Source organism: Pseudomonas sp. ASL7, from assembly GCF_056680375.1.
Window position 1 is genome coordinate 1042037 of sequence record NZ_CM155279.1, and the last position, 13273, is coordinate 1055309.

The 13273-nt window shown below is 59.2% G+C and carries 14 protein-coding genes; 8 read left to right on the plus strand and 6 right to left on the minus strand.

Annotated elements, in window-relative coordinates; genetic code table 11:
- Positions 1-35 precede the first annotated feature (35 nt).
- The 4 genes from AC1MDT_RS04845 to AC1MDT_RS04860 all read right to left on the minus strand — a co-directional run bounded on the left by AC1MDT_RS04845 (position 36) and on the right by AC1MDT_RS04860 (position 3887).
- Positions 36-869 (minus strand): oxidoreductase, encoded by an 834-nt coding sequence (locus AC1MDT_RS04845; RefSeq protein WP_480420951.1) that lies wholly within the window; start codon positions 867-869, stop codon positions 36-38.
- Positions 870-1020: 151 nt separating this feature from the next.
- Positions 1021-2256 (minus strand): NAD(P)/FAD-dependent oxidoreductase, encoded by a 1236-nt coding sequence (locus AC1MDT_RS04850; RefSeq protein WP_480420952.1) that lies wholly within the window; start codon positions 2254-2256, stop codon positions 1021-1023.
- Positions 2257-2276: 20 nt separating this feature from the next.
- Complete coding sequence (locus AC1MDT_RS04855; protein ID WP_480420953.1) at positions 2277-2597, minus strand: 2Fe-2S iron-sulfur cluster-binding protein; 321 nt, start codon at positions 2595-2597, stop codon at positions 2277-2279.
- Positions 2598-2624: 27 nt separating this feature from the next.
- A complete protein-coding gene (locus AC1MDT_RS04860; RefSeq protein ID WP_480420954.1) occupies positions 2625-3887 on the minus strand; it encodes an MFS transporter in 1263 nt (420 codons plus the stop codon).
- 412 nt (positions 3888-4299) lie between these two features.
- On the opposite strand from AC1MDT_RS04860, the gene AC1MDT_RS04865 reads away from it, so the two are divergent.
- The 6 genes from AC1MDT_RS04865 to AC1MDT_RS04890 all read left to right on the plus strand — a co-directional run bounded on the left by AC1MDT_RS04865 (position 4300) and on the right by AC1MDT_RS04890 (position 9761).
- Positions 4300-4536: a ferredoxin gene (locus AC1MDT_RS04865; RefSeq protein ID WP_480420955.1), complete on the plus strand. Its 237-nt coding sequence runs from the start codon at positions 4300-4302 to the stop codon at positions 4534-4536.
- A gap of 51 nt (positions 4537-4587) precedes the next feature.
- Positions 4588-5346 (plus strand): SDR family NAD(P)-dependent oxidoreductase, encoded by a 759-nt coding sequence (locus AC1MDT_RS04870; protein WP_480420956.1) that lies wholly within the window; start codon positions 4588-4590, stop codon positions 5344-5346.
- Between the two features lie 66 nt (positions 5347-5412).
- On the plus strand, positions 5413-6363 hold the full coding sequence (locus AC1MDT_RS04875) for a VOC family protein (protein ID WP_480420957.1): 951 nt from the start codon (positions 5413-5415) through the stop codon (positions 6361-6363).
- 1 nt (position 6364) lies between these two features.
- A complete protein-coding gene (locus AC1MDT_RS04880; protein WP_480420958.1) occupies positions 6365-7249 on the plus strand; it encodes a fumarylacetoacetate hydrolase family protein in 885 nt (294 codons plus the stop codon).
- Positions 7250-7300: 51 nt separating this feature from the next.
- Positions 7301-8887, plus strand: coding sequence for an MFS transporter (locus tag AC1MDT_RS04885; protein ID WP_480420959.1), 1587 nt, complete (start codon positions 7301-7303; stop codon positions 8885-8887).
- 88 nt (positions 8888-8975) lie between these two features.
- Complete coding sequence (locus AC1MDT_RS04890) at positions 8976-9761, plus strand: IclR family transcriptional regulator (RefSeq protein WP_480420960.1); 786 nt, start codon at positions 8976-8978, stop codon at positions 9759-9761.
- 9 nt (positions 9762-9770) lie between these two features.
- Here AC1MDT_RS04890 and AC1MDT_RS04895 read toward each other — a convergent pair whose 3' ends face one another.
- Both AC1MDT_RS04895 and AC1MDT_RS04900 read right to left on the minus strand, forming a co-directional pair.
- A complete protein-coding gene (locus AC1MDT_RS04895) occupies positions 9771-10961 on the minus strand; it encodes a thiolase family protein (protein ID WP_480420961.1) in 1191 nt (396 codons plus the stop codon).
- Positions 10961-11359, minus strand: a complete 399-nt coding sequence (locus tag AC1MDT_RS04900; protein WP_480420962.1) for a Zn-ribbon domain-containing OB-fold protein — start codon at positions 11357-11359, stop codon at positions 10961-10963. Before AC1MDT_RS04900 ends, AC1MDT_RS04895 begins: the two co-directional genes overlap by 1 nt.
- 139 nt (positions 11360-11498) lie before the next feature.
- On the opposite strand from AC1MDT_RS04900, the gene AC1MDT_RS04905 reads away from it, so the two are divergent.
- Entirely contained in the window at positions 11499-12200 is a 702-nt protein-coding gene (locus AC1MDT_RS04905) for an SDR family NAD(P)-dependent oxidoreductase (RefSeq protein WP_480420963.1), read from the plus strand.
- Positions 12197-13195: a fumarylacetoacetate hydrolase family protein gene (locus AC1MDT_RS04910; RefSeq protein WP_480420964.1), complete on the plus strand. Its 999-nt coding sequence runs from the start codon at positions 12197-12199 to the stop codon at positions 13193-13195. The genes AC1MDT_RS04905 and AC1MDT_RS04910 overlap by 4 nt, the downstream gene beginning before the upstream one ends.
- Positions 13196-13273 lie beyond the last annotated feature (78 nt).

Genomic DNA, 13273 nt, shown 5'->3' on the forward strand with positions numbered 1-13273 from the left:
ACAACCTTGTCAAAAAGGCTGTGCGCATTGGCGGCCTAGAGGCCGTCGGTGGAATAGGACAGCTGTCGCCATAGCTCGATTTCCGCGAGCATTTTGTTGAGCTTGTCGCTGACTTGATGGTAAGCATCGGAGCCCGCCAGGTAACGCAACGGTGGATGCTCACTGTTGGCCAAGTGCACCAGCGCGGCACCCAACTTCGCGGGATTACCGGTTTGCTGGTGGTTATAGGCGGCCGAAGCGCCCTTGACCTTGGCGGTGAATGCGGCGTAATCCTCTAGCCCACGGGTACCAAAGACAGCGGAGCTGGGATCGAGAAAGTCGGTGCGGAAAACGCCGGGTTCCACCAGCGTGACCTTGATGCCGAACTGCGCCACTTCCAGGGCCAGGGATTCGGAAAAACCTTCCACGGCAAACTTTGACGCGCAGTACAACGCCGCACCGCCCATCCCCAGCATGCCGGCCATTGAAGACACGTTGAATACCTGGCCGCTACGTTGCTGACGCATGATGGGCAATACGGCGCGACAGACGTTGAACACACCAGATACGTTAGTCGCGAACTGCTTGTCGGCTTCGCTTTTGAAGTTGTCTTCAAAGGGCGCCAGTTGGCCATAACCGGCATTGTTGACCAATACATCGATTCGGCCAAAATGCGCGACGGCAGTCTCTGCTGCGGCAAGCGCCTGGGCTTCGTCGGTAACATCCAGGGCCACCGCCCACACGCGCTCACCGTACTCAGCGAAGACTTTTTGCAGCGGTTCGATACGCCGGCCACTGGCCACAACGCGGTCACCGTCGGCTAATGCGGCTTTGGCAATCGCGGCACCCAGGCCTCGGGCCGCACCGGTAATAAACCAGACTTTGTTCATTGTGTCGCTCCATTCGTTATGCAAAAAAAGCCGCGCTGTAGGAGCGAGCGTGCTCGCGATGGTCGTCAACGATAACGCGTATTTGCTGGATAACACGCGGTGCTCTGGAATCCATCGCGAGCAAGCTCGCTCCTACAATATCCAGCGACGGTCAGTCGCGGTTGGCCGCTTCCCAGGCTTTCAGATCGAAACCCTCGGCGGCGGCTTCGGCTGCCGTCAGCTTGGGCGCGCGGGTAAGAATCTTGCGCGCCGCCATGTGGTCGCCCATGCGATTGCAGGACTCCACGGCCACCAGGCGGTCATTGCGGAAACACAGCACTGAGAGTTGTTTGTCTTTGGCCGAGCCAAGGAGAACCGTGCTGTCGTAGCCGGTGGAGAGACCGGCAATCTGTAGCTTCAGGTTGCCCTGATCGGTCCAGAACCAGGGCAGGGCGCTGTAGGGTGCCGATTTGCCCATCAAGCGTGCGGCCACGGCGCGGGCCTGATCGACGGCGTTCTGCACCGACTCGAGGCGGGTGTGGCGTTCATCGTTTTGCAGGCAAGGGAAGCTGGCGACATCGCCCAATGCGGAAATTCGCGGGTCAGAGGTGAGCAGGGTGGCGTCGACCTTGATGCCGTTCTCGATCGCCAGGTCCGCCTCTGTCGCCAGTTGAGCATTAGGGATTACACCGATACCGAATACCACCAGGTCGGCGGGCAGGACACGACCGTCAGCGGTTTGTACGGCGCAGACTTTTCCATTGTCACCATCAATGCGACTCAATCCCTCGCGGAAGTCGAAGTGCACACCCCATTGTTCATGTGCCTGGCGGAACAGCTCGGACATCTCCCTCGATACCGCTCGCGCCATCGCCCGTTCAGCCAGTTCCAGCACATGGACATTGGCCCCCAGTGCTGCCGCCACTGCTGCGAACTCCAGACCGATGAACCCGGCGCCGATCACCACCACGTTGCGTGCTTCTTTAGCCAGCGGCGCCAAGGCATCGGCATCGGCTTTGGTCTTGATCCCGAACACTTGCGGCAGCTCGGCGCCAGGCACCGGCAGCGGCCGGTTGTGCGCACCGGTGGCCAATACCAAGTGGTCATAACTGACCGCATCACCCGAGGCCAGCACCACGCGACGGTTCAGGCGGTCAATGGCCGTCGCCTGGCCGTGCAACAGCTCGATTCGTTGGGTGGCATAAAAGTCGGCAGGACGAAACAGCAGGTTGGTTTCCTGGATCTTGCCGAGCAGGTAAGCCTTGGACAATGGCGGCCGCTGGTAGGGCAGGCCAGGTTCATCGCCGATCAGGGTAATGCGCCCGTCATAGCCTTCCTGACGCAGGGAAGCAGCGACCTGAAAACCGGCCTGGCCAGCACCGACGATAACGACTGAGGCGAGGGTCATGAGAGCTCCTTGAAGCGCATTCAGAATTGCGATGACGGCAGGTGCAGAACCATGCCGTCCATCTCTTGGCTGATGATCAACTGACAGCTCAAGCGGCTGTTGTCACGGCGTTCGAAGGCGTATTCGAGCATGTCGTTTTCCATGCTTTCCGGCGCCTGGACTTTGCTCAGCCAGGCCTCGTCGACATAGGTGTGACAGGTGGCGCAACTGCAAGCGCCACCGCAGTCGGCAGGAATGCCCGGCACCGAGGCGAAGGTCGCGGCTTGCATCACCGATTGGCCGATGTCACCTTTGACCTGATGGGCCGTGCCGTTATGTTCAATAAACGTCAATGTGGGCATGTTCTGCTCCGATTCTTGTTGAGGGGCTCAGGATTGGATGGGAACTGTTTGGGCATTGAAGCGCGGCACTCGCCCCAGGGTCAGTAGCAGCAGTGGACCGATCAGGCAGCAAGCGGCGCAGTACATCAGCATCGCGGTGTAGGAACCGGTGCGTGCCAGCATGTAGGCGAAGAGCAACGGAGCCAGCGCCGAGGCGACGGTGTTCAAACCTTGATGGACACCAAACAGGCGGCCGTACTCGCGCAAGCCGAAGTAGCGTGCTATCAGGAAGGCGGCAATATCGAATTCTGCCCCGGCACCAAAACCAACCAGCACCGCGGCCAGCGTCAGGGGCGCCAATTCTGTGGTTGGGCTCAGGTAGATGAAACAGCCAACAGCCGGCAGCATCAGGCTGAGCGCAGACACCGCCGGTGGCCACAGGCGATCGAGCAGGTAGCCGATCAACATGCGGCCGAAGATCAGCGAGACACCAAAACCGCTGAAGACCGTAGCGGCCTGCGCGGCGGAGAGCCCCCTTGCTTGCAGCAGGGGGATGGTGCTGGTAACCATCCCGACAACCGAAGACACCACCAGGCTCAGCGCCAGGTTGCAGGTCCAGAGTTTCAGCGAGCCCATGCCTTCCTGAAAACTGACGCCGGACAATTGTTCCAGCGCCGTGCCGTCGTCGCGTCGACCTGCCGCTTCGGGCAGCTTGAACCACAGCAGAATCAACGGCAGCAGTACCAACAGGTTGAGTAGCGCGAGAATCACGAAGGCGGCGCGCCAATCCCATTGCTCAATGCCCCATGACAATAGCCGGGGAATGGTGGCTGCGGTGATGCCGGTGCCGGACAGACCAATGGCCAGGGCCAGGCCGCGATTGCGGTCGAACCAAAGGCTTGTCAGTTGCGTCCAGGTGACCGCCAATGCGCCCATGCCGACGATGGGCAGCAATGCAAAAGCGATGTACATCGACCAGATCGAATGGGTCAGCTGAGTAGTCGCCAGATAACCAAGCGACAAGAGCAGCAGGGATATAACCGTGACGCGCTTCATGCCGTAGCGCAGGTTGAACCAACCTACTAACTGCAATGCCACCACAGCGCCACCAAATAGAAAGGTGATGCAGGCCTGCAGTTCGCTTTTGCTCCAGCCGAAGGCATCACCGAGCGGCAGGACCAATGTGCCAAAGCCATAGAGAAGGGCAGCGTTGATGCTGATGGCAACACCGGCGACAGACAAAATGAGGATTTTCCAGCTCTGCCGGAATTCACGCGGATCGATTGCCGCTTCGTTTTTAGACGGGTGCATAGGGTTGGCTTCCTTATTGGTTTTGTTGAGCCAAGCACTGCTACCGGTGGTGTTTTTGGCCACCGTCAGCAGATTCTTTGAACAGAATCTGATCTTTTATTCAGCATAAAATCAGAAATTTCGCTTTGTCCAGCAGAGCTATCTGACTCATAGACAAACGAATTTCCTGCGTGACACCTACCTTTGAATCAATCTGGAGCCAGCCGTGTTCAACATTGTGGGAGCGAGCTTGCTCGCGATGAGGCCGGGACATTCAACCTGAATGTCGCCTGCCAGGCCGCTATCGCGAGCAAGCTCGCTCCCACACTTGTTCAGCGGCGATTGCCAGCATATCCGCGATAAAAATTAATTGCACATAAAATAAAATAGTGTTCATAATTTACCGAGGCTGGACCTGGTAAAGGAGAAAAAAATGAGTTCAGAAACAGCGCAATTCAAAGCCGTGGCAGACCGTAGCCGCTGCTGTGGTTATGGTTTATGTACCGCGATCTGCCCAAGCCTGTACAAACTTGATGCCGATGGCTTGGTGTACTTCGACGACGCCCGTGTACCGCCGGAGTTGGAGGAAGAGGCCCGTGAAGGCGCTGCCGCCTGCCCCGCGGAAGCCATCTGGCTTGAGCCCATCACCGCGCAAAACGAAGCCGTTTAATGGCGTGAGCGTCAGTCGTCACGTGATAACCACTGAGTTGAGGATGTGCGGATGGGACGTCTACAGAACAAAGTTGCGTTGATTACCGGGACCGGGGGTGGTCAGGGGCGGGCTGCGGCGCTGCGCTTTGCCCGAGAGGGGGCGATTGTGGTTGGTTGCGACTTTATTGCCGAAGGCCATGAGGAGACAGCAGCGTTGATGCGAGCCGAGGGGTTTACCCTGTATGGCTCGGCCCCCGTGGACCTGGGTGATCATGAACAGGCCAAGGCCTGGATCGATGACGCCGTCGCCGAACATGGCCGCATCGACATTCTTTACAACAATGCTTCCGCTGCACGTTTCGGGCCGGTCAACGAGATGTCGATCGAAGACTGGCAGTTCACCATGCGCAACGAAATCGATCTGCTGTTCTATACCACCAAATATGCCTGGCAGCACTTGGCCGAACAGCGTGGGGTGATCATCAACGTCTCTTCCACCGCCGCCTGGGGCGGCTCGAAAGTCACGGGTATTGCCGCGCATTCGGCGGCTAAGGGCGCCGTCGTGTCCTTCACTCGCCAAGTGGCTGTAGAAGGCGCGCCGTTCGGTATCCGCGCGGTCAGCTTGAGCCCGGGCTTTATCGCCACTCCAGGCACCCGGCCATTTCTGGAAGACGCCAAAGTTCGCGCCATGCTGCTGGACGGCGTATTGATGGACCGTCCTGGTGAGCCTGAGGAAGTGGTCGCGATGGCGGTATTTGTCGCCTCGGATGAAGCGTCGTTCATTACCGGTTCGGACTTCGTCATCGACGGCGGGTTGCTGGCGATCTGACACTCTTGGCGTCAGGGCAGGTGCCACAGGCACCGTTTCATCTCGAACAATAACAAGGTGAATAACGTGGACATCATCGGTATCGGTTACATGGGCTTCGAAACCCCCAACCTCGAGGCGTGGCGTGAGTACGGCCCGCAGGTGATGGGCTTTGGCATCGGCAAGAATCCCGAGAGTGACCCTGAGTCGCTGTACTTTAAAATCGACGATCGCCGCCACCGCTTCGCTTTTCACCCAGGCAAGGTCGACCGCATTGCCTATATCGGCTGGGAAGCGGTAGGGCGCATGGCGTTTGAAGATGGCATCAAGAAGCTCGCGGCGGCCAATGTCGAATACACCCGTGGCGATGCTCAGTTGTGTGAAAAGCGTGGTGTGCGCGAATTGGTGCGTTTCCGCGACCCGGTGGGCTACCAGCACGAATTGTTTTACGGGCAAAAGTGGCTGCCGCGTTCGTTCCAGCCAGGGCGGCCACACAGCGGTTTCCTCGCCGATGAACGGGGGGCGGGTCATGTGGTGCTGATCACCCCGGACTACACCCCGGAACTGGAAGACTTCTTGCTCAACGTCATGGGTTTCAGCTGGTATGGCGCCGGTGCGGGCAAAGGGCGCACCGGTTTCTTTCGCTCAAAACTCAACCATCACACCAGCCATGACATTGCCTACGGTCACGGCCCGGGACGCATGGGGGTGCAGCACGTCGGGCTGTTTGTGCGCAAGGTGCGCGATGTTGGTGAAACCTACGACATTGTACGTCAGCGCGAACTGCCGATGATGATGACGCTGGGCCAGCATGCCCAGGATCCACACCTGTCGTTCTACCATTTCACTCCGTCTGGCTTTGCTTTCGAGACCATTGCCGAAGTTGAGCCATGGCAAGGCGATCCGTTCGAGCTGAACCCGGAAAAACTCAGCCTGTGGGGTCACGAAATGGTCGGTCCGATTCTCGGTACCAGCGTCAAAACGCCGGAAGAAGTGCTCGACGCCGAGTACCTGCCCATCTATCTGGCCAAGCGCTGACGTGCGCCTGGCACGGGTCGAGGTAGGCGGGCAGGCGTCCTGGGCGTTGCTGGATGCGCAAACCGAGCGCTTGCGGCGGATCAACGCACCGTTCACCCAGTGGGCCGGGTTAGGGGCGGATCTTGCGTTGAACGCCCTGGACCTTGCTGGCGAATGGTTGCCGTTGTCGGCTGCGCGCCTGCTGGCGCCACTGGAGCCGGGCAGTCGGGTGTTTGGCGTGGGGCTCAATTACCTCAGTCACCTCAAGCGCCTGGGCAGTGATGCGCCGGCGCACCCGCTGGCCTACATTAAGCCAGAGTCAGCGATGGTCGGTGCTTATGACGAGATCGATTATTCACCGCTGACTACCCAGCTCGATTACGAGGTCGAATTGGTCGCTATCGTAGGCCGGCCATTGCTCGATGAACCCCATGCCAGCAGCTGTCTATTGGGATATACGGTGGGCAATGACATCAGTGCGCGGGATGCCGGTAAACAGATAGGCCGTCTGGACCTGTTGACGCAGAAAGCCATGGACCGCACCACCCCGGTGGGGCCCTGGATTGTGACGGCGGACGAACTGGGTGTCACGGGGCAACCTGCACTGGATATGCGCCTGAGTGTTAACGATGAACTGCGCCAGCAGGACAATACCCGGCAAATGATTTTTACCCTGGATGAGCTGCTCAATTATCTGGATGCACGCATCAGTTTGCGTCCGGGTGACCTGGTGTTTACCGGTTCCACCCACGGTGTGGGTCTGGAAAGCGGGCGTTTTTTGCGGCCGGGTGATCGGGTCGAGGCGCACATCGAAGGCATCGGCCGCCTGCGCAATACCATTGCTGCACCACGCCAGCTCAGCCCCGCGCGCGGGGTCGGACGCCTGGGCCAACCGCTGGATAAGTAACCGCTGATTTCGATAGCTGATTTTAATGGGTGTGGACGCTGAGGAGTGATGATGAGCGAGGGTTCGGCGTGGGCGCCATTTCGCAATAATGCATTCCGCGGCTTATGGCTGGCGGGCGCAGTGGTCAATATGGCGATCTGGATGCAAACGGTCGCTGCGGCGTGGATCATGACCACGTTGACAACGTCGGCGGCGATGGTCTCTCTGGTGCAAACCGCCGTGACCCTGCCGGTATTCCTGTTTGCCTTCCCCGGAGGGGTGATTGCCGATCGGGTGGACCGCCGCAGTTGGTTGATCATTACGCAGTGCATGATGCTGTTCGCCGCGCTGGTGCTGTGCCTGCTGGCTTACAGTAAACACTTGGAAACCTGGGGATTACTGGTGTTTACTTTTGTTCTGGGCACCGGCAGTGCGTTGGGAATGTCGGCGTGGATGGTGACCATGGTCGGTGTACTTTCCCGTGACCAGGTGCCGGCGGCCGTCTCGTTGAACGGTATTGCCATCAACGCTACCCGCGCATTGGGGCCGGCGCTTGCCGGTGCCTTGATTGCCTACTGGAACACCACCTCGGTGTTCTTGGTGATAGCACTGTGTATGTTGGCGGTAATGATGTTTCTGTTCCGCCTGGTGCCAAATCCGCCCGCGGTGGGCTTGCCGCCGGAAACCCTGACGGGAGGCATGCGCAGTGGACTGCGCTACATCCGCCATTCGGCGGTGCTGTTCAGTGCCATGAAACAGGTATTGGTATTTACCAGCAGCGCCAGTGCTTTGTGGGCGTTGATGCCGCTGGTGGCCAAGCAGGAATTGGGCATGGACGCCGGTGGTTATGGCTTGCTCATGGCATTTCTTGGCGGCGGCGCCGTGCTGGCTGCACTCAACTTGCCGCGTCTGTATCGCGTATTGAGCATGCGTTATCTGCTGGTGTGCGGCGCCGTCGCCTTTGCCCTCGCGACCCTCACCGCTGCGCTATCCCACAACCGCTATGGGGTCTGCGCGATGATGCTGCTTGCCGGTTTTGGCTGGATGGCGGTCAACGCGACGATCTCCACGGTTGTACAGACTTATGCCGCCAACTGGGTGCGCGCGCGAGTCGCGTCGGTCTATGTGCTGACCTTGATGGGGTCGATGGCCGCCGGCGGTGCGATCTGGGGGGCACTGGCGCAGTATTTGGGTTTGACCCAGAGCCTGTTGCTCTCAGCGCTCTTGTTGCTGGTCGGCATTGTGCTGACCCGCAACGGTCGCGTGGAATTGGGCCAGGAGGCGGACTTCGCCGAAGTGCAATTGACCGACAAACTGCAGCTGGCCAGTCCAGTGTCCTATTCAGACGGTCCTGTTTCGGTGGAGATCGTTTACCAGGTGACGGGGCCAGACCGGGATGACTTTCTGCCAGCCGTCTATGCCGTGGGCAAAACGCGCCGGCGCAACGGTGCGCAAAACTGGCGCCTTTACCGCGACATGGCAGATCAACAGCTTTACAGCGAGCGTTTTATTGTCGAGTCCTGGCTGGAATACTTGCGCCAGCAGATGCGCGTGACCCAGGCAGACCATGCCCAAGAGCTTGTCATCGAGCGTTTTCGTCGCGAGGACCTGCAAACCCGTCGGCTGATCTATCAGCCGCTCGAGAAACTATCTGACTAAAGTGTTCGATTAATTCCCAGATAAAACTTTTACGTCGTTATTCATTCTCAGGCTAGAATGGCGCCACCTTAAAGTTTCTGGATCGGGCATGGACCTCACTGACGTCAACGACAGCACCAAATCGGCGGGCGCGACAATCGTCAAGCCCGTTTCCAACGCCATACGCATCCTGCGTTACCTCAGCGAGGTCGGGACACCGGAACGTTCGGTGGACGTCGCCCGGCAATTGAAGATCAACCCCAGCACCTGTTTCAACATCCTGCGCACGCTGGTGCAAGAGGAGGTGGTCGACTTCAGTGCCATGTCCAAGCGCTATTCGGTGGGTCTGGGCCTGGCGCGCCTGGTTGAACAATTGGTCAGTCAGGGGCATCGCGTACAAATGGCCAAACCCCTCTTGCAGAACCTGGCTGCGCGCCAACGGGTGACCATCACCTTGTGGCGCAAGATGAGTACTGACCGCATTGTCATTGTCAGCTCCGCTGCCAGCCCGACCGATGTGCGCATCGACATGGCCGAAGGCCAACGTCTGCCGATTCTGATGGGGGCCAGCGGACGCTTGTTCGCCACTCAGATCGACCTCGACGACCCGGAGTTGCAGCGCAGTTTTGAGTCAATTCGCTGGGCCCAGCCGCTGTCGCTGGAGGTTTATCGCGAAGAAGTGAGGCAAGCTGCCGAACGTGGATGGGCAATGGACGATGGGCATTTCTCGGGGGGGATTCTTGCCATTGCAGCGCCGGTCTACTCACCGACCAACAGCATCGACTTCACTGTTTCAGCGGTGATGTTCCGCGGTCAACGCGATGAAGAGGGCCTTGCCGAACTGGGCAAGGCACTGATCGAGTTCTGTGGCGAAGTGGCGGGCGTTCTTTACTGAAACGCGCCGTTATTCGCGTACCAGCAGCAGGCTGCCCCCCAGTGGGCCACCACCTGCTGCCACCGTACTTACGCGGTGATCGCGGGTTTGCCGGCCATCGGCACGGCCCCACAGTTGCAGGCACGCTTCGTGTACGTAACCCAGCCCATGGGTGCGTCCGCCAGAGAGTTGTCCGCCATTGGTGTTGATTGGCAAGCTGCCATCCAGTGCTATGCGCGTACCACCCTCGACGAATGCGCCGCTTTCCCCGGTAGGGCACAGGCCCAGGGCTTCCAGCCAGATCATGGTCAAAATCGAAAAACCGTCATACAGCTGCGCGGATTCGACGTCTTGCGGGGTGTAGTCGGTTCGCGCCCACATCATCTGGCCGGCATCGAAGGCTGCCATCTTGGTCAGAGAGATCTGGTCCCATGACCAGGGCTGGTTCAACGCGGCCCCCATGGCCTCGATGCGGATCGGTTTATTGGGCTGGTCCTGGGCGATATCGCGACGTGACAGGATGATAGCGGTGGAGGCATCGCAATGCACATCGCAGTCGAACATGCGCAGCGGTGAGGAAATCATCCGCGATGCCATGTAGTCATCCATGCTCATCGGTGTACGAAACACCGCTTTGGGATTGCGCATGGCGTTCTGTCGACACGTCAGGGCTATTTGCGCCAACTGCTCGGTACGGGTGCCGTATTCATGGAAGTGACGTTGAGCGTACATCGCCATCAGGTTAATACCCGATTGCACGTTGAATGGCGTGAACCACTGCCAGGCATAGCTGCTGTCGCGTCCTTGGGTTTTGTTGGTCAGAGCCCCCACTTGTTTGTTGACCATGCGAGCCGAGGCTTCGGTGATGGTGCGAAATACCAGGACGTGTTTACACAGGCCAGCCGCAATCGCCATGGCACCGTTGATTACGCCGGTGAGTGGGCCGGGCCCTTCGTAACCACCGCCGTACCAGTTGACATTGAGCCCCAGGGCACTTTTCAGCGCGGTGGGACCGACGGGTGAAAACGGGTCGCCATTGTTGTTGTCACCCGGCCAGCAGGCCACGCCATCAATGTCGCTGCGTTGCAGGCCCGCGTCGGCGATGGCTTCCAGGCAAGCATCCAGGGTCAGACGCATCGCTGACTTGTTCGACGGTCGCCCGACTTCCGATTGACCGATGCCGGTGATGGCTACGTCTTTCTCATAACGATGATCGAACATCACTGATCCTTTTCGAACAGGGGCAACCAGACATCCTCGACATTGAGGAAGCTGACCCATACCGGCATGTTGATATGCACCTCCGTGACCGGAGTACCTACCACGTTGCTCACGAACTGCAAGCCGGCTTGTTCAGCCAGTTCGATGATCGCCACTACATAGGGTACTTCCACGTCGGGAGCCCAGGCCTGGTAGTTAACGGTGTAGCTGAGCACTTTGCCTTTGCCGGACACCGCCTCTGGCGCCACCTCAAAGCTTGCACAGTGTGGGCAGAGTGGGGCGGGCGGATGGAAATACCGGCTGCAGGCCGCGCAGCGATGAACGAGCAATTCGCCCTGTTCGCCGCCTTGCCAGAAGGCGCGGTTGTCGGCGTTGAGTGCAGGAAGTTTTCTAGGCATCAGCGGTCCGCAGGTGAGAGTTTGACTTGAAGTCACACAGTATCATTTGTACATATTTTCTAAAAGTGTCATATATACGCACCGACGAAGGCACGAATCGACCATACGTGCCACAAAACAACAGCAAGAGGATTTCGCGATGTCCCAGTCACTACTGGACAAGAGGGTAGTCGTCACCGGCGGGTTTGGTGCGCTTGGCAGCACACTTGGCAAATTCCTGCTGGCGCGTGGCGCCCGGGTCGCCTTACTGGATCGCAGCGAGGCGCCAGCTGCCTTGCTGGACACGGAAAATCTGCTGTGCCTGGGCGGTGTTGACCTGACCTCGGCAGCGTCGGCCAGCGCAGCGTTCGATCAGGTCGCAGCGCAGTTGGGCGGCATAGATGGGTTGGTCAACGTTGCGGGCGGTTTTGCCTGGGAGACTGTCGAAGGCGGTAGCCTGGAGACTTGGGATCGCCTCTATCAGATGAACGTGCGTACCGCAGTGGTCAGTTGCCAGTCGGCGCTGTCGCGCTTGGTGGCCTCAAACGCGGGACGCATCGTCAATATTGGCGCACTGGCTTCGATCAAAGCCGCAACGGGTATGGGGGCTTATGCCGCCTCCAAGTCTGGTGTCGCCCGGTTGACCGAAGCGCTCGCCGAAGAACTTAAAGATCGTGGCGTGACGGTCAACGCTGTTTTGCCCAGCATCATCGACACGCCAGCCAACCGTGTCGACATGCCCGATGCCGACAGCAGCCGCTGGGTGACTCCGGACGCGTTGGCGGCGGTGGTCGCGTTTCTGTTATCCGACGAAGCTGCTGCGGTAACCGGTGCGCTGCTGCCAGTGGGGGGCCGCGTATGAGACTGGTGACCTATACCGATGCTGAAGGCTTTGACCGCGCTGGCGCGTTGCTCAATAAGGATCAGCAGGTGCTCGATCTGCAAAGCGCCTACCGTTTACTGGAAAGTCGCGAGAGTGTGGCGCTGAGCAGTATTCTCGCCTTGGTGGAGGCCGGTGAGCCGGCGTTGGAGTTGGCCCGCTCGCTGGTTGCCAAGGCTCCTACGGCTGCGGTGCTGGAACGTGCCACGGTAAAACTGCGCGCGCCGATCCAGCCGCCCCCGCAAATGCGCGACTGTTCCTGCTTTGAATTGCACCTGCGCCAGAGCTTCGCCGCGGCCCGTCGCGCCCGTGCACTGCGCACTGATGATCCGGAAGCCACCTTGAAGGCAATGAACACTCGCGCCGACGACAGGGTGATCGAGACCTTCAACAAACAGCCCATCTACTACAAGGGCAATCGTTTTGCGGTCATCGGTATCGACGATGAATTCCAATGGCCGAGCTTCAGCCGGGCGATGGATTTCGAACTGGAGTTCGGTTGCTACATCGGCAAGCGTGGCAAGGACATCACTCGTGAAGCCGCCCGTGCGCATATCGTCGGGTACACCATCTTCAACGACATGAGTGCCCGCGACGCCCAGGCCCTGGAAATGCCTGGCATGCTGGGCCCGGCCAAGAGCAAGGATTTCGACACGGCCAACATCATGGGGCCGTGCCTGGTGACCGCCGATGAACTGGGCGATCCCTACGACCTGAATATGGTGGCCCGGGTCAATGGGGAGGAGTGGGGGCGCGGCAATACCCGTGACATGCGCTGGAGCTTTGAAGACGTGATTGCCCACGTGTCGCGCTCGGAAACCCTGTACCCCGGAGAGTTTCTGGGTTCCGGCACGGTCGGCAACGGCTGCGGCCTGGAGCAATTGCGCTATTTGAAACCTGGCGACGTGGTCGAGCTGGAAATCGACGGTATTGGTGTGCTGCGGACTCAGGCGGGTAAGCTGCCTGGCAAGGACTGACGCTTACTTGAATTTTGCCAAGGAATTCGCTTGCCACTCGAAAGTGAATTATATGTACATAAATATCGAAAGTGTCTT